At 36.4% G+C, this 16,817-nt stretch carries 15 protein-coding genes; 4 read left to right on the forward strand and 11 right to left on the reverse strand.

All coding sequences use genetic code 11. The features are described from left to right. Positions 1-7: 7 nt before the first annotated feature. The 6 genes from cas5b to BN3326_RS07460 all read right to left on the reverse strand — a co-directional run bounded on the left by cas5b (position 8) and on the right by BN3326_RS07460 (position 6,962). Complete coding sequence (gene cas5b, locus BN3326_RS07435) at positions 8-757, reverse strand: type I-B CRISPR-associated protein Cas5b (RefSeq protein ID WP_069998566.1); 750 nt, start codon at positions 755-757, stop codon at positions 8-10. After that, positions 744-1,625 (reverse strand): type I-B CRISPR-associated protein Cas7/Cst2/DevR, encoded by an 882-nt coding sequence (cas7i, locus tag BN3326_RS07440; protein WP_069998567.1) that lies wholly within the window; start codon positions 1,623-1,625, stop codon positions 744-746. The genes cas5b and cas7i overlap by 14 nt, the downstream gene beginning before the upstream one ends. Beyond that, positions 1,622-3,385: a type I-B CRISPR-associated protein Cas8b1/Cst1 gene (cas8a1, locus tag BN3326_RS07445; RefSeq protein ID WP_069998568.1), complete on the reverse strand. Its 1,764-nt coding sequence runs from the start codon at positions 3,383-3,385 to the stop codon at positions 1,622-1,624. Before cas8a1 ends, cas7i begins: the two co-directional genes overlap by 4 nt. Before the next feature lie 28 nt (positions 3,386-3,413). After that, positions 3,414-4,145, reverse strand: coding sequence for a CRISPR-associated endoribonuclease Cas6 (cas6, locus tag BN3326_RS07450; RefSeq protein WP_069998569.1), 732 nt, complete (start codon positions 4,143-4,145; stop codon positions 3,414-3,416). A gap of 516 nt (positions 4,146-4,661) precedes the next feature. Continuing rightward, a complete protein-coding gene (locus BN3326_RS07455; RefSeq protein WP_069998570.1) occupies positions 4,662-5,627 on the reverse strand; it encodes a helix-turn-helix transcriptional regulator in 966 nt (321 codons plus the stop codon). Positions 5,628-6,113: 486 nt separating this feature from the next. Next, positions 6,114-6,962 carry a pirin family protein gene (locus tag BN3326_RS07460; protein ID WP_069998571.1) on the reverse strand — a complete coding sequence of 283 codons (849 nt, stop codon included), beginning with the start codon at positions 6,960-6,962 and terminating at the stop codon, positions 6,114-6,116. 83 nt (positions 6,963-7,045) lie between these two features. On the opposite strand from BN3326_RS07460, the gene BN3326_RS07465 reads away from it, so the two are divergent. The 4 genes from BN3326_RS07465 (at position 7,046) to BN3326_RS07480 (ending at position 12,429) form a co-directional block, all read left to right on the forward strand. Beyond that, complete coding sequence (locus BN3326_RS07465; protein WP_069998572.1) at positions 7,046-8,074, forward strand: GntR family transcriptional regulator; 1,029 nt, start codon at positions 7,046-7,048, stop codon at positions 8,072-8,074. Positions 8,075-8,272: 198 nt separating this feature from the next. Further along, positions 8,273-8,725, forward strand: coding sequence for a MarR family winged helix-turn-helix transcriptional regulator (locus BN3326_RS07470; protein ID WP_069998573.1), 453 nt, complete (start codon positions 8,273-8,275; stop codon positions 8,723-8,725). Between the two features lie 88 nt (positions 8,726-8,813). Then, on the forward strand, positions 8,814-10,577 hold the full coding sequence (locus BN3326_RS07475; protein WP_069998574.1) for an ABC transporter ATP-binding protein: 1,764 nt from the start codon (positions 8,814-8,816) through the stop codon (positions 10,575-10,577). Continuing rightward, positions 10,570-12,429 (forward strand): ABC transporter ATP-binding protein, encoded by a 1,860-nt coding sequence (locus BN3326_RS07480; RefSeq protein WP_069998575.1) that lies wholly within the window; start codon positions 10,570-10,572, stop codon positions 12,427-12,429. Before BN3326_RS07475 ends, BN3326_RS07480 begins: the two co-directional genes overlap by 8 nt. A gap of 29 nt (positions 12,430-12,458) precedes the next feature. Here BN3326_RS07480 and BN3326_RS07485 read toward each other — a convergent pair whose 3' ends face one another. From BN3326_RS07485 to BN3326_RS07505, 5 genes are all read right to left on the reverse strand, one after another. Next, positions 12,459-12,695, reverse strand: a complete 237-nt coding sequence (locus tag BN3326_RS07485; protein WP_069998576.1) for a hypothetical protein — start codon at positions 12,693-12,695, stop codon at positions 12,459-12,461. A gap of 13 nt (positions 12,696-12,708) precedes the next feature. After that, positions 12,709-13,404: a hypothetical protein gene (locus tag BN3326_RS07490; RefSeq protein ID WP_069998577.1), complete on the reverse strand. Its 696-nt coding sequence runs from the start codon at positions 13,402-13,404 to the stop codon at positions 12,709-12,711. A gap of 145 nt (positions 13,405-13,549) precedes the next feature. Continuing rightward, the gene (locus tag BN3326_RS07495) at positions 13,550-14,626 is read right to left on the reverse strand and encodes a M24 family metallopeptidase (protein WP_242875964.1); all 1,077 of its coding nucleotides are present in this window, start codon (positions 14,624-14,626) and stop codon (positions 13,550-13,552) included. Next, on the reverse strand, positions 14,626-15,690 hold the full coding sequence (locus BN3326_RS07500; protein WP_069998578.1) for a zinc-dependent alcohol dehydrogenase family protein: 1,065 nt from the start codon (positions 15,688-15,690) through the stop codon (positions 14,626-14,628). Before BN3326_RS07500 ends, BN3326_RS07495 begins: the two co-directional genes overlap by 1 nt. Positions 15,691-15,837: 147 nt before the next feature. Beyond that, positions 15,838-16,731, reverse strand: coding sequence for an AraC family transcriptional regulator (locus BN3326_RS07505; RefSeq protein ID WP_069998757.1), 894 nt, complete (start codon positions 16,729-16,731; stop codon positions 15,838-15,840). Between the last annotated feature and the right edge of the window lie 86 nt (positions 16,732-16,817).

Genomic DNA, 16,817 nt, shown 5'->3' on the forward strand with positions numbered 1-16,817 from the left:
AAATAGGTCATGCTAAAAAAACAAAATGATTTTCTTCATCTTTATAGAAAGATCTTTTACGCTTCATCGTAACCTTATGAGCATAAAATACTTCTACAGTCTTCCATTTCCTAAATATCTTAGGTGCTTTAACAGATCCATAGTTGGTTAACTCATAATTTTTATTCAACTGGTAGCGGCTTCCTGGATAGGCTACTCCTTCAATAGAATCAATTTCTATATCGCTATTTAAATATGAGGCAGGAATATAGGCTCCATAACCATAAGACAATTCTTCGCTTTTCTCAATATGCTCCTCTTTAATCTCAACAACCTTTACTTCCTGAATAACTGCTAAATCTTCTCTTCTTCCTAGCGAAGGGTATTCAAAAGGTGTTTTTAAACAATTGTATATTTCATCAACTAAGCTTTGATCTTCTGGTACAATATGCAACATCAATTCTACATCTACTAAAAGCTCCGTAGTAGCAACCCCTCTCGAAATACCAAAGTTATTTACTTTTAGTTGATGTCTTTTGTCGTCATATGGCATCCCATTTTTGAATTCATATCTTGTAAAAAGATCATTGACCTTAGAGAAATATTTCCCCTGTATACTCACCTGCATGGGATGATAGGCCGTATATCTGCACATACTATGAATCATACCAATAACTGTTGAATAGGGTGGTAAAGGATAAGTTTCCTTTAGCTGAAAGCTAGTAGGCTTCTTATAATTCACCATTTCTTGTGAAATCCTAAGCCTAATTCCCTTCATAGTACATATCCACCTCTTTTTTCAGAGCTGTAAAAAACTCAGGTATTGTTGTGGCTTGCAATACCTCCTTTATTTCATTTGTATTATCAAATCGTCCATCTATAATGCCTGTATGAGTACTTTCTTTTATACCATCATACATCACCCCATTGATTTCATTTACCATAATACAATTATTTTTTACTGAGACTACATTTTGAAATACTGGATTTTTAATATCGTAAACACCACCTATAACAAATAGAGGTTTTAAATCTTCTCTTCTACCCCTAATATCTCTATATAACAATGCAACAGTATCTAATAACTTCTTTACCCGTCTTGCCCGTTCAGATTTTTCAAGCTCTATGCCATACTCCTCATCTGAACCTATCTGATCAAGATCTGCTACAATGGTATATCGGTAATAAGATTTGTGGATTTCTGCTTGAGCAATATTCATGTTGCTCTTCATTTTATCGGCTTGTCCTTTATTGGTCAGAAAATCTAAATCTCCTTTAAAAGTTTCAAGGGAAATGGCATGAGATAATCTTACTTTAGCACTTCTTTTTTTGCCTCCTGTCCCTTTTTCTGTTTTTAAATAACCAAAAAAGTCTACTTCAGGATATTTATCAATAGTCGCTTCCTCACTAAACTGAATGACCGACTTATCTCCACTTCCTTCTGCTGCAACTGGAGCTAATATCTCGCCTAGTTGTTCGGCGATATTATATCTTATGGCCTGTCTTGATATGTAAGTATATTGCTCTCCTTTATTTCTGGATATTTTCTTTAAAGAAGCTACATTCCCTACACTTTCACCATAGTTTGCACTTTCTGCCTGAAATACAATAGTCATTGTTAATCCTTTGCTTTTTAATTCACTCATCTTACTAACCCCTCTCCACCATTTATTATTCTATTTTCATTATTAATATTTTTTTCAATCCCCTTATTACCTTTATCTCCATCAATAAAACATGCTACAAAGGCATAGCCTATGGTACTAAATAGCTCATCATCTTCCCTTAAAACTTCAGTAATAATTGCTGGTACTGCTTGTCCTACATACATATAGCAATTTAACACTAAGTCCATAAACATATTTTTATTCCCTGTTTTAAGTGCATTTAATAAGCGATAGCTAATACCTGGAATTTTCCCTGTACTAGGATCTTTGCCTATATAAGCATTTCTCAGACCAAATCCTGCTCCTTTGGCTTCTTTTAAGTAATCTCGCTCTTTGTCCATCCCTACCATCCCTCCTAAATTTCGAATTAATTGCATATTAATCTTTAACATATCTACAATATGCCCCAAGTGAAAAAAACAATTGCTAGGAAACGAAAGTTTATAGTGCAGTAGTTTATTAATTAGTAAAAATAAATTTTGATTATTAAAGATTTGGTTTAATATTTGTTGATGAAGACCAATAATCTCTTTTCCTTCCTTATAGCTTGCTCCTATCAAACCTTTCCTGTCACCATCTCCTACAAGTTCCTTATTAAAATGACGAATTAGTTCTATTGTTGCTATAGGCAGTAAGTTAAACTTATAATTTTCATTTTCATAACGAACGAGCTGAACATCTGCTAATTCATATTTATCCTTTTTAACTTCTTGTACTTTTAAAGCATTTATCAAGGCCGCATATATCTTTTTAGGTGAGTAGCTATCTATCTCTTGGCTTAAAACTTCTGCTTTTACATGCGTGTTTACTTTAAAGTTATATTTCATATCCACATTAGCATTAATATATAGACCTGTTCCTCCTATATAAACAAAACCGGCTGGAAGACAAGAATAAACTAATCTACATATTGGGCATGTTGCAATATCATTCACAAAATCCCAGACATGCGATGGTTTTCTTGCTGTATCAAATCCCGTTTGATTCATAAAACTTAGATCATTCTTTAAATCTTTTATAGGGGCCCCACAGGTAAAACAATTGTATTTGTTTTTGGTATTTGTATTTTGTATGTACTCACGAGCAACATCTACAAAATAGGTCTTATAGTCTTCATAAATATCTTTAATCTTCGTTTGAGGATTTAAAACACATACACCATTCCACCCATTTTTGATTATATTATAGATAACATTTTTGGCGCCTATATACCTTCTGCCTTTTGTGCTACTACAGTGTTCAATAGCCTCTTCCAGAATCTTAAACTGCCCTCTAACTTCTTCAATTATACTATCTCTTGTTTTAGTAAAAGTAGCTTCGTCCTTAGGCTCTTTTATTTTCTGCAGGCTTTTTTCCAGCTTCTCCACCCCTTCTTTGTTTCCCATGAGTTCAAAGGCTGCTTTAAAGCTATTGCTACTAAGATATTTTTTTGCAACATCCTTGATGAAATTGTTAATAGCTTGCAATTGCTTGAGATTTAAAGTACTGTATCCATTTTCTTTATAAGAAGCAATTATATTTTTATAGCTGACAAGCCTATACCAAGGCAATGTTCTCTCATATGTATTAATAAAATACATAAAGTATTTTTCTTCAAAATTCTCAAAGCAACTTATAGGAACTTCCACAGTATTTCCACTATAAGTAACATTTTCTTCTCTTACGATATTAATAAATCCAGTTACAGCAGCATTCCACATCCAGTCCCCTAATGTAAGCTTTATCTTCTCTTTTTCCATTTTCACCACCTCCATTTCTATATTATTGTCATAACAGTTCTAGATATGAAAAGCCGAGGGAACGTTTGCCTCCTACCCCCCTAAGATAAAGATATTGGAGCAAATAGGATTCCCCTTCCATCTTGAAAGTTCCTAAAGAACAAGGAATTTTTAATTCATAACTTTTTATAACTACCTTTTTCATGTGTAAAAATTCAATTTCTAGCTGTTCAATATCTTGGCTAATATCTCTATCAAACTTTCCAGTCAGCTCTCCTTTAAGATTTCTTTTTAAAACACTTACAGCTTCTTCATCTTCAAAAGTATAAAACCAATCTTTTCCAGTGTCTCTATCATGATCTCTAATAATTATTGGAGATAGTGTATTAAAAACAGCTTGTCTTTGTGTAATTAATTTCTCTCTTTCACTATGTATTTCAACTAGCCTTATAGCATTATCTTTTGAGAAAGGGTACCATGTATGCTTTTTGCTACATAATGCGTTATAAAACTGCACACCTAAATAGGCATCTGGTGTTGATAGATTTAATACTACTTTTTTACTTTTTACAACTATAGAGTTTTTTAAAAAATTAGTTTGTGGAACAAAATAAGCTGCCATTGTAAAGTCTTTATTTATGTTTTTGCCTTTACCATAGAGTTCTTGATAGAATTTTGGGTTGCTTTCTTCTATACAAAATTTCAAGTAAGATATAAACTTTCTACGATAATCAATAGGTATACTTTCATTTTTTAGTTCCATTGTAAAATGTATCCTCACTACTATTTCACCTCCTTTGTCAATTAAATAAAGATAAAATTTTATCACCTCACTTATAAAGGTTTTTCAAAATTCCATGATGGGTATATTAAATTAATTTTCATACCATTTAATACCATTTTTTTACATTCCTTTGAGCCTATATTAACTTTAATAAACATGCAAGTAAACAGCCTTCCCCTATACATAATTGGCCAAACATTTTATTTGTACTAATATAAACTTAGTTCTATAAACTGGTTGCATATAGCTATAGATATTTGCTCAGCTTAATATAATAATATTATCCTAAATGTTATTATATGGTTTTACGATATTTCCTATTTAAATAATAATATCATAATTTTAAATTGTCAATATATTTTATATAATTCAAATAATATACTGCTAGTAGAATTTAAAATATTGAATAGCAATATGGAAATATTGATGTTTGTTTATTATTACTCTATTTTACACTTCCAGATATTCATTTCTTGGACATCTGGAAAGATTGCAAAAAAATAATCCAACTTTTTAGCTGGATAAATACATTTTTGTCATTTTCACTATTTCTTCTTTTATACATTCTCGTAATTGGGACGGCTCGAGAACTTCCATATCTTTACCTTGCTTTAAAACCCATCTTACCAGACCTTTACCTATTCCCACATAGGCATGAAAAATAAATTTATCATGATCTAAATCATCTTTTCTTATGGATACTTCTGATCCAAATTTTTCAATCACTGAATCCATCAATTGCTTTTTTGCTCTTACTTTTATTAAACTGATCTCATCTGCGCTGAACATATCAAAGTGTCTTAAAGCATAGCCTTTTAAATCTATTATTTCTCTATAACAGTGTTCTTGAAGCAGCATAACAGATATCATTCTGTCTACACGATAATGCCGTAGGGCTTCTTCCTTATATGCAATAAGGTAATATCTATCATTATGAAAATAGATGGCTTTCGGAATAACTTGCTTGGAGCTCCTTGTAAATTGAATCTTTTTAGTAATATCGTATCTGCCATATTGAAAACTTACTTCTTTATATTGACTGATCGCCTGATGAAGCTTTTCTAAATTTGTAAGCATATCAATTTCTTTGGGAACAATAGGATCTATTCTCACAAAACTTGTAATGCTAAGACGCTGCCTTTCTGAGATAAGTCTTCCTAATTTATCTGTAAGTATATGTTTTATCTGATCATTTACAAACTTATTAGCTCCCAAAGAATCCAGCAGTATTCTGATTTCAGAAGCCTTAAAAGTTCTTCTCACATAATAGCATGATGTATTATGGGCACAACGTAATTCTTCGATTTTGACCCCCGCTTCTTCTAATACTGCTATATCTCTTTTTAATGTATTTCTATCGCAATAGATATTGTACTCGTTTTGTAATATATTGTTTATCTCATTAATAGTCAGTTGACGAGTACTGTCAGTCTTTCGCCTTAAAATTTCCCAAACTACTAAAACCCTTAATTTTTTCATAAGCTCATCCCTTAATTGTTTTCTGAGTTATTTCTTACTTTCTTCTAGGTTCTCTATTCTATCTTAACTATTTATTTGTATCTTCCCACTATTCCCTTGTCCCCCATTAAGAAATGCCCTAGCTCCTCTATCAAATCCTCTATCTCGTTTTGCCCCTCTTGAACGTTAAAATACCTCTTATCATTATATCGCAAACCTTATTGAATCTCTTTTATCACAATTATATCCCATAATTCTAGTATTTTCTATGTTTTTAAGACACTTCTGATAATTTCATAAGTTTGTAGCAAACTATAAGGCTACTCCCTCATATTATAGGGAAATAGCCTTAGTCCATCTTTAATTCTTATTCAGTTTTTTCATTTACATCTTCAAACACGTAGCAAGGGGAGGGCGGGGGAACTTTTATTTTGACTTGGAACGACAGTGACGGAAAAATTAAAGTTTCACCGCCCTCCCCTTGCGGCCCTTGATTCAAGCAACCTCCTACTCCTTAATAAACGTCCCCTCATCAAGCTCCCTAAAAGCCAGCTGAAGCTCCTCATCCGTATTCATCACAATAGGCCCACCCCATGCGATAGACTCTTTAAGAGGCGCTCCTGCAAGAAGCAAAAACCTTACACCTGCTTCAGCTGCTTTTACCGTAAAGGTATTTCCTTCATTAAATAAAATCAAATGTTTCTCTGATACCAGCTTTTCATCATCAGCCCCAAAGGCCGCTGACCCCTGCATAATATACACAAATAAAGTCCAGCTAGGATCACAATCCACAGACCACGAAACCCCCGGATCAACTTCTACATCCAGATAAAGTGGCTTGACATACTCGCCTTCTACTGCACCTTGATGCCCCTTGTAGCTGCCAGAAATAATATGAACTTTCTGACCTTGTTCCTCTATAACTGGAATATCTTCTTTTAATATACCGCAGTACCGTGGTGCTGACATCTTCTGCGCCGCCGGCATATTCAGCCAAATCTGAACGCCCAGCATCCTATCACTTGGCTGTGGCATCTCCTGGTGGATAATCCCCGAGCCTGATGTCATCCACTGACACTGACCATCTAAAATACTCCCCTTATTGCCAAGACTATCTCCATGCTCAATATCTCCCTTAACCAGATAAGTTATTGTTTCAATCCCCCGATGCGGATGCCAAGGAAAGCCTTTTACATAATCCTTAGGATCAGTTGAGTCAAACGCATCCATCATTAAAAAAGGATCAAACTCTTTTGTTTCATGATAACCAAAAATACGTATTAATTTTACCCCTGCACCGTCTACTGCTTTTTGCCCTGTAATAATCTTTTTGATTGTACGAATATGGTTCTTCATTATGCACCTGCCTTTATAAAATAAGTTAACATTGACACAATACTGGTATGTTGATATCATACCAATATACAGGAGGGATTTCAATGGCAAATGACTTATTATATATGACTTTAAAAAACAATATTATGCGAAAAATATATAAAGGAATTTATAATGATGGAGAAATCCTTCCCTCTGAAAGAGTTTTGGCCCAGCAACATAATATGAGCCGAGACACTGTGCGCAAAGCGCTTAACCTATTAGAAGCAGATGGGATCATTGAGCGCAAACTGGGCAAAGGATCCGTTGTTTCTTTACGTCAGCAAAGCTATAACGGAAATCTTGATATAATTGCTCTTGTAGCCCCTGCTCAACGCAGCTTTTTTGCCACTTTTATTGATCATTTTCAAAAAGTAGCCGATCAACATCATTCTCTTATTGTATTTATTCAGCAGTCTGAACATGAATCCCTGGATGATACATTATTTAAATTACTGCTAAATAACATTCACAATGTGGTGATTTGGCTGGATTATGAGACGATTAGCAGCCATTCTATCAAGCGTCTAAGAGGACTTGGTATGAATATTGTCTTTTTTGATATTACTGTCAATTCCCCCTATGCAGATTGTGTTTGTTTAGATAACCGCGATGCTATCTCTTCTTTATATCAATATGTCTCAGCCAAAAGTAATAAAGGCATTGCCTATATAACCCGCGAAAACACTACTCCTTCAAGCTATCAGGAACGTGAACACGAATTCGAAAGGTTATCCCCTACAGGCAGCATCTGGAGCTTCCCTTGGGACTTTAAAAATTATCGTGCCAATAAAACAGATAAATTTTCTTTTGAATACTTTTACCAAACCTACAAGCCTGACAGCGTTATTTGCAGCGACGGCGACTTAGCCATAGCTCTAAAAAAGACTCTGATAAAAAGCAATATCGACGACATACTTCTGGTAAGCTTAGATGATTTTGAAGAATGCGAAGAACTTGGGATCACTGTCTACAAGCAGCCTTATAATCTATTTGCCCAGAAAATCTTTGCTTGCTTGCAGGAACAAAATTTTAATCACCTGAACTGGAAAGCACATATTTACCGCGTAAAAGGGGCACTTGTTGTCCGATAATCTCTTCACTAATTACTTGCACTTTCAAACACGTAGCAAGGGGAGGGCGGGGGAACTTTTATTTTGACTTGGAACGACAGTGACGGAAAAATTAAAGTTTCACCGCCCTCCCCTTGCGGCCCTATTATATCCATTGACAAAACAACTCTCCCCAAATATAATGTTAGTTAGCTAACAAATATAAAGGGAGGTAGCCTTGTGAAACCCCAAAAAACAATCGGTTTTGAAATTAACGTCCTTGCTAATCTCATCAAAAGACACATTGATAATGCCGCCGCCTCTGTTTATAAAGATATGGCGGATGTCACCAGTATGACAGGTACTAATTGGTGGGTTATGGGGTATTTGTACTGTAATCAGGAGAAAGATCTTTTTCAGAAGGATCTAGAAGAAAAATTTTCTATACGTCGTTCAACAGCCTCAAAGATTTTAACCATTATGGAATCTAAAAACCTGATAAACCGTATTCCTGTAGACTATGATGCAAGGCTCAAAAAATTGGTACTCACCGAAAAAGCTCTTATCCTTCATGATGCCTTACGTACAAAGCTAAAGGAACTGGAACTCCAGGTTACCCAAGGACTTAGTTCAGAAGAATTAGATACCCTTTTTTGTTTACTTGATAAAATTAAAAAAAATATTAAAGAATAGGCCGCCTAGTCTCAGGCGGCTAAAAAATAAGACAAATTGTTAGCCAGCTTACAACTTGTTAAAAATTAACTATAAAGGAGCTCTGATTATGTTTAAAATATTTAAACAGTTCAAAGAAAAGGAATGGCTTTTTATTCTTTTTTGTATTATTTTAATCGTCGTTCAAGTCTGGCTTGATTTAAAGCTGCCAGATTATATGGCTAAGATCACTACTTTAGTCCAGACTAAAGACAGCCAGATAAATGCTATATGGCTTTCTGGAGGCGCTATGCTTTTATGTGCCCTTGGTAGCCTTCTTACCTCATTTGTGATAGGTTTTTTTGCTTCCCAAGTAGCTGCCGGTTTATCTATGCGCCTAAGATCTATGGTTTTTAATAAAACTTTATCTTTTTCTATGGAGGAAATCAATCACTTTTCCACCTCCAGTCTGATTACCCGTTCTACCAATGATATTACCCAGATTCAGACCTTTATTGCTATGGGGCTCCAGGTTATTGTAAAAGCACCTATTCTTGCCGTCTGGGCTATTATAAAAATATCTGGCAAAAATTTTGAGTGGACCCTCGCTACAGGCGTTGCCGTAGTATTTTTGCTGATTATGCTTTCTATTATTGTCATCTTTGCCATTCCAAAATTTAAGATTGTGCAGCAGCTTACAGATAACTTAAACCGTGTAACCCGTGAACACCTTACAGGACTCCGTGTCGTCAAAGCTTATAATGCTGAAAAGTATCAAGCAGCAAAGTTTGAAAAAGCTAATCAAGATGTGACATCCACCAACCTTTTTGTAAGCCGCATAATGGCCCTCTTATTCCCTAGCATAACACTTATTATGTCTGGGCTTACCCTTTCGATCTACTGGATTGGTGCTATCCTCATTAATGCTGCTGAAGCTACGGAAAAGTTAAGGTTGTTTTCTGATATGGTGGTTTTTTCAGCTTACGCTATGCAAGTTATTATGGCGTTTATGCTCTTAAGCATGATATTCATTCTTTATCCCAGAGCCTCTGTATCTGCCAAACGTATCAATGAAGTTTTAGAAACCACATCAAAAATTATTCCTGGAAGTTATACAGGTTCTGACCAAACGCTAAAAGGTGAAATTGAATTTAAAAATGTAAGTTTTAAATACCCTGATTCCTCAGAATATGTCCTGCAAAATATTAATTTCAAGGCTCATGCTGGAGAAACTATTGCTTTTATTGGCTCCACAGGCAGCGGCAAAAGCTCCCTCATTAATCTTATTTGTCGTTTTTATGATGTGACAGAAGGAGAAATATTAGTAGATGGTGTCAATGTCAAAGCCTATACCAAAGAAGCTTTGCAAGACAAACTAGGTTATGTTTCTCAGCGTGCAGTTATGTTTACAGGTACTATAAACTCTAATCTGACCTATGGTAGAAATACTACGAACTCAGAATCTGCTGCTCTTACTCAAAAAGCCCTTAATATCTCCCAGTCCAGTGAATTTGTTGAAAAAATGGAAGGGACTTATGACGCCCCTATTTCCCAAGGCGGAACGAATCTCTCTGGTGGTCAAAAACAACGGCTTAGTATTGCAAGAGCTATCTATAAACAGCCTGAGATTTATATTTTTGATGATTCTTTTTCTGCTCTTGATTATAAGACTGACCGTATACTTCGTTCTAAACTTAAAGAAGATACAGCTGAAGCAACTAAACTCATTGTGGCTCAGCGTATAGGAACCATTAAAGATGCAGATAAAATTATCGTCTTAGATGAAGGGCAGATCGTAGGTATGGGACGCCATGAAGAATTATTAAAATCTTGCCTGATTTACCAAGAAATTGCATACTCACAGCTCTCAAAGGAGGAACTTGAAAATGAGTAAAAATGAATATAATAAAGAAAACAGCAACAGGCGCTCTGCTTCTTCCCTGCGTCCCGCTGGCTCACCTCCCGGTGGCTTTAAAAGTATGGGCCCCGGGGAAAAACCTAAAGATTTTAAAACAAGCATCAAAAAACTTCTAGCTTATTGCAAAAACGATCTGCCAGTTATTCTCCTTGCGCTCTTACTTTCGGCTGCAGCCTCCGTTTTCTCTCTGATAGGTCCTGGCAAACTCAGTGATATTACTGATTTGATCACAGAAGGGCTTTTTTCAACCATTGATCTTGTAGGTGTTATACGTATTTGTTTATTTCTTGCTGTTTTATATGGTCTTGGTTTTTTGTTTAGTTATCTGCAAGGATTTATTATGGCATCTCTCTCTCAGAAAATATCCAAAAATCTAAGGACTGATATCACCCAAAAAATAAATCAGCTTCCCCTCCGTTATTTTGATAAAACAAGTTATGGCAATACCCTAAGCCGTGTGACTAATGACGTAGATGCCATTGGTCAGACTTTAAACCAAAGTCTGCCTACACTTCTTAATGCTATGATTATGTTTTTGGGCTCTTTGGTAATGATGCTTTATACCCAGTGGCTTATGGCACTTGCCGCCCTTCTTGCCACTTCTTTGGGATTTTTCTTAATGACCTTTATTATTTCTAAATCTCAGAAATATTTTATCCAGCAGCAAAGTGAACTGGGTAAAATCAATGGTCATATTGAAGAAATCTACGCAGGACATCAAATCGTTAAAGCTTATAATGGTGAAAAAGAGGCCCATGAAGTTTTTGCTTCTATTAATGAACGTCTTTATAATTCTGCTTGGAAATCACAATTTATGTCTGGTCTTATGATGCCCCTTATGAATTTTATTGGTAATTTGGGCTATGTAGTCGTTTGTATTGTAGGTGCTGCGCTTGCTATAAACGGTTCTATTTCCTTTGGTGTGATCGTTGCCTTTATGATTTATATCCGCCTCTTTACCCAACCCCTTTCTCAGCTGGCACAAGCTGCTACTAACTTGCAGTCCACTGCTGCCGCTGGTGAAAGAGTCTTTGAATTTTTAGAGGAACAGACCCAAGAAGATGAAAGTCATAAACATGCGAAACTGGAAGAAGTTAAAGGAGATGTTACTTTTTCTCATGTACATTTTGGCTATACAAAAGACAAAACGATTATTAATGATTTTTCGGCACATATTAAAGCAGGACAAAAAGTTGCCATAGTTGGTCCTACAGGTGCAGGAAAAACGACTATGGTTAATCTTCTCATGCGTTTTTATGAATTAGACAGTGGAGAAATTAAAATAGATGGTATTCCTATTAGTGCTCTAACCCGTGAAAATGTTCACCAATTATTTTGTATGGTTTTACAGGATACCTGGCTTTTTGAAGGCACCATTAAAGAAAATATTATTTACAGTAAACCAGGTGTTACAGATCAAGAAGTGATTAACGCCTGCAAAGCTGTGGGACTTCACCACTTTATCAAAACCCTCCCCAAAGGTTATGATACAGTTCTTAATGACAAAGCCAGTCTCTCAGCAGGTCAAAAACAGCTTATTACTATCGCCCGTGCCATGATAGATAATGCACCTCTTTTAATCTTAGATGAAGCGACAAGCTCCGTAGATACACGTACTGAAATTTTGATTCAGCAAGCTATGGATAAACTATCTGTCGGTAAAACATCTTTTATTATCGCCCACAGACTCTCTACTATTAAAAATGCTGATATTATTTTAGTCATGAAAGACGGAGATATTATAGAAAGCGGCAATCATGAAACCCTTCTTGCAAAAGGCGGCTTTTATGCGGAGCTTTATAACAGTCAGTTTGAAAAGGTATCCTAAAATTAGAAGGGGCCTTGGCCTGCTCACTATTATTTAGAGTATACCTGTCTTAGAATAGCTTCTTTACTTCCATGCTTTAATCCTATTTCATAATAGTCCTTCTCTGCCTGTCCTACTGATCCTCCACAATTTTGGCAGGTATATCTCGGTATATAAGTATGAATATCTTCATTTTTTATAAAAACATGCTTGGAGCAGTTTTCTAACCTGCTCCTATTTTGCTTAATACTTTCTCTAAGTTGGTCTGGCGTCTTATATTTACCCATAGATACATGCCTCCTATATAGCTGCTGCCAGCTGAAGCTCATTTACCTTCTGGCTGATATACTGGTCTTCTAACTTCTCCAGCTCTTCAAAATCCCAGTTATGAGAATACATATCCAGAAACTTACCTCTAGGCTGATTGGCTGTTTTTTGCGGCTTCTGGATGTAGTTATCATAGGGCACACACGCTGTAGTATGTGTGTCTTTTACTGATGTTAATAATTTGTTGTAATCTACTGATATTGGAGATGCACTTTCTTGATCTATGGAAATCTCTGTCTCTGTGCTCCCTAAATATGCAGGGCCACCTACGTACTCTTGTATTAATGTTTCACGATCTTCTCCTAGCAGCTTCTCTAGCGCTTCATTATTTCTTATATAATAAGTAAGCCCTTTAATTCTGTCATAATAAGAGGCATAGTACTTCCCTTCAAATATATCTTGACTTTCATTAAATGCCCTTTTAGACTTATACGCCTTACCGATCTTGGCAAAAGCTGTTCGAAATTCATTCTTTGTAAAACCTAGCTCCTCGGTCCAGCTATCTCCTTGTCTGTACTTTTCATGCTCACAGCACTCTAAGAACTTATAAAACTTATTGCCCTTACACTTTTCAAACCAATATTCCAGCTGTAATAATACGATTGTTGCATTAACGCTGCCTGTTACCTGGTTAAGTTCTGGATAGTATTTTAAATGTTTAAATGACATTACGATCATCCTCCTGTTTAGCCTTCCGCATATTTACTTCTCTAATATGATATATGTGCTGAGAATGATCTTTCCCTAATAAAAATAGTAAATTAAAAAGGCTATTTCTCTACGCCTGTAGACAAATAGCCTTTTATCTTATACTCTATTTTACTAATATATCTGCAACCGAGATGCCGCCATATTCAGTCGCAATCAGGCGCCTTGGCCACCCATTTGTCCGGGTCAAAACTTCTACCCCGTCTTTTGTTAAAAGTGTTGTTTCTTCGCACTTAGTGCCAGTAATGGTTGGATTCCAAGCATAGGCCTGCCCTGTCTTAATCCTTTTTTCACACGCTGGTGTAACCACATATTCTCGGCACCCGTATCCTGTTGGGCCGCCTTGATGATGAAGCTCCCACTCCGCTTCGTAGTCAGCCTCTTTGTATAACGCTTTTACCTTATCAAAATAGTCTTTATACGTCATATCATCTTTCATCATGGTCTGCATCACTGCAAAGATATATTGTACTTTCCTATACTTAAGTTCAATTGCTTCTGGAATCTCCCCAAAGTATACTATGCGGGTTATGCTTATATTAAGGCCTCGTCTCTGGGCACCGAGTACAACCATCAGGCTTTGTGAGATTTTTTTATTTGTAGGCATTGGATGCCTATAGTTTAAGATACGTTCATCACTTCCCACCAGTACACAATCGGGGCTGATACCCTTTTCTATACATAAAACCTTTAGCTGGCTTGCAATGTCCATTTCCGTCTGCCCAGGGGTTGCATTCCTACAAACCCCTTCAACTAATTCTGCACATAAGTTTCCCAAGTTTTTATAATCATCCACTTCATCTTGTGAGAGTTTCATGCGCAGCTCAATAAGCTGTTCCTGCACATCATCTGTGGCAGCAATGCCTGTATCAGATACTATATCGCTGCTGCCGATATACTGTTTTACAAATGCGCCAAGTGGTTCATACCATGGGTAGGCTACCTTATTAACTTCTAGCCCTGTTTCTTCATCACAGATTCTCTTAGCGTCGATATTGTCTGCAATGAGATCTATACCGTCTGGTTTAATGACCAAAGAGGCAACTCCCAGCTCTGTATTTTGTAAAACGTGGTTGCTCTTGCCCCCAGTGACCCAAGCAAAGTTATCTCTTCTTGATAAAATAACACCGTCATAATGATGGGCCTTTAACCAATCTCTTATCTTAATAATTGCATCCATCATTACGCCATTTCCATATTGACAACAACTTTACCTGTTTTCCCTGTTGCAAATATTTCAAATGCCTCTGGTGTTTGTCTTAACGGAAATCTATGGGTAATAATCATGCTTGGGTGAATTTTCTTTCTATCTAGTAAAGCAACAACTTTAGCCATATTATCAACAGAAGTTACCCATGAACCATGTAATGTCAGGTTTTTATGGAGTAGAAGCGGACTTGGTTCAAAGGTTACAGACCCTTGTTCGCCGAGGTAAACAACCTGTCCCCACATCTTAGTCACTTCTAAACACTGATGGCGTCCTATACTGCTTCCTGAACAGTCTACTGCTACTTCAACACCTTTGCCGCCCGTAAGCTCCAGTATTTTGCTTACTACATTCTCATCACCCATGAGGACTTGATCAGCACCAACCTTCTTTGCCATAGCCATTCTTTCTTCTGAAATATCAACGCCGATGACTTCCGCCCCTAAAGCCTTAGCTAATATAACCGTTGCCTGCCCCACAGGGCCAAGACCCATTACGAGTACTCTGTCATTACCAGAAACATTACCTCTTAAAAGCCCTTGGTAGGCCGTCCCAAATCCACAGGCGATCATGGCGCCATCTTCATAGGTCAAAAAGTCAGGAAGATGAATACACGTATTGGCATCTGCGACCATATACTCCGCTAAGGCGCCATCTCTTTGCCAGCCGTAAGCCCGTCTTTCGGGTGATTGACAGTTAATAAAGAAGCCTTTTTGGCATTCATCACAATACCCGCAGCCTTGGATATGGTATACCACTACACGGTCTCCTTCTTTAAAATTACAAACACCTTCTCCTACTGCTACTATTTGTCCGCTTGGTTCGTGTCCAGCGATGACATCATCATATCTTGCGCCCCCTGTTTTGTCCGTATGTTCATAATAAATGTACTTTAAATCACTTCCGCATAAACTGGCTGCTTTCATCTTTAAGAGTACCTGACCGTGTCCTGGTTTTGGCACATCACATGTTACGTGCTCAACCCTCGCACCGCCTGGCAATTTCATACCTAACATTTTTTCTGGAATTTTTTCACTCATCACCGTTAACCTCCATTATTCATCTTTTTCTATATTATTTATAGGCTTATCTCTATCCCCATCATAGCACTCCTTATCGCCAAATAGAATAAAATATCTAATGAATTGATGGACTATCTAACTCTCTTTTTCACAATTAAAAGAGTTTTAACCCTTGTAATTGATATGCTCTCCCTGCTTATATTCTTTAGGTGATACCCCTATAACTTTCTTGAAAATCCTTGAAAAATAGTACTGGTCTTCATAGCCTAACTGCCGGCTTACTTCATAAACATGCATGTCTTTGAGTTTTAAAAGCTTACAGGCTTCTTGCATCTTTAAACTGATAAAAAAGTCTATGGGGGACTTCTGTGTATATTTCTTAAAAATAGCATTAAGATAGCTTTTAGATAAATCTAACTGCTCGGCGATCATATCCAGTGAAATATTTTGATGGACATTGTTGTACATATACCGAATGACGGTTGTTAGGTATTTATTCTGCTTGCCTGTTTCTGAGACTTTCTCCCTATAATAAATCTCTGAGAGCATCAAAGACAGCACCTGGGATAAATAAATAAAGTTACCTAAGGTATAGTTTCTCTCTAATACCCGAAAGAGTAAGTCAAATAAAAACATCATGCGGTTATTCGCATGGCTGGAGTTCATTTTGATCACTTGCATCTCTTGAATGGGAAAGAAGTTGGTATTTTCCCCTTTAAAATGTACCCATAAAATACTCCATGGGTCTTCTTGACTGGCATAATATTTATGTTGCGAGTGACTTGGTATGCAAAAAACTTCATTCATGCCGATTGCATATCTTTTATCTTTTACCTCAATAACGCCTTTGCCTTCTGTGCAGTAAATAAGAATGTTTTCTCCTGTACCTTCCTTTCTTTCCTTGTAATGATAGGCTGCATTTGGAAAATAGCCAACATCCGTTAAAAACAATCCTCTTATTAGGGGATGCTCTGCATGCTGTGCAAAGGACTCTGTGGGTATGATAATATATTGCTCATTTTTAAAGCCATCCTGTTTAAATAATAATTTATCGCTCATAAAAAAATCATAGCAGTTTTGTAGAATATTGTCCATCTTTACCCACTATACGCCATTCACTATCTCTAGGAGACATGTTACGATTC

Source organism: Cellulosilyticum sp. I15G10I2, assembly GCF_900095725.1.
GTDB lineage: Bacteria > Bacillota > Clostridia > Lachnospirales > Cellulosilyticaceae > FMMP01.

What these genes read in the sequence shown, in the direction of transcription:
- cas5b (WP_069998566.1), bottom strand. Translation starts at nt 757, where the DNA reads ATGAAGGGAATTAGGCTTAGGATTTCACAAGAAATGGTGAATTATAAG.
- cas7i (WP_069998567.1), bottom strand. Translation starts at nt 1,625, where the DNA reads ATGAGTGAATTAAAAAGCAAAGGATTAACAATGACTATTGTATTTCAG.
- cas8a1 (WP_069998568.1), bottom strand. Translation starts at nt 3,385, where the DNA reads ATGGAAAAAGAGAAGATAAAGCTTACATTAGGGGACTGGATGTGGAAT.
- BN3326_RS07455 (WP_069998570.1), bottom strand. Translation starts at nt 5,627, where the DNA reads ATGAAAAAATTAAGGGTTTTAGTAGTTTGGGAAATTTTAAGGCGAAAG.
- BN3326_RS07460 (WP_069998571.1), bottom strand. Translation starts at nt 6,962, where the DNA reads ATGAAGAACCATATTCGTACAATCAAAAAGATTATTACAGGGCAAAAA.
- BN3326_RS07465 (WP_069998572.1), top strand. Translation starts at nt 7,046, where the DNA reads ATGGCAAATGACTTATTATATATGACTTTAAAAAACAATATTATGCGA.
- BN3326_RS07475 (WP_069998574.1), top strand. Translation starts at nt 8,814, where the DNA reads ATGTTTAAAATATTTAAACAGTTCAAAGAAAAGGAATGGCTTTTTATT.
- BN3326_RS07480 (WP_069998575.1), top strand. Translation starts at nt 10,570, where the DNA reads ATGAGTAAAAATGAATATAATAAAGAAAACAGCAACAGGCGCTCTGCT.
- BN3326_RS07485 (WP_069998576.1), bottom strand. Translation starts at nt 12,695, where the DNA reads ATGGGTAAATATAAGACGCCAGACCAACTTAGAGAAAGTATTAAGCAA.
- BN3326_RS07490 (WP_069998577.1), bottom strand. Translation starts at nt 13,404, where the DNA reads ATGTCATTTAAACATTTAAAATACTATCCAGAACTTAACCAGGTAACA.
- BN3326_RS07495 (WP_242875964.1), bottom strand. Translation starts at nt 14,626, where the DNA reads ATGATGGATGCAATTATTAAGATAAGAGATTGGTTAAAGGCCCATCAT.
- BN3326_RS07500 (WP_069998578.1), bottom strand. Translation starts at nt 15,690, where the DNA reads ATGAGTGAAAAAATTCCAGAAAAAATGTTAGGTATGAAATTGCCAGGC.
- BN3326_RS07505 (WP_069998757.1), bottom strand. Translation starts at nt 16,731, where the DNA reads ATGAGCGATAAATTATTATTTAAACAGGATGGCTTTAAAAATGAGCAA.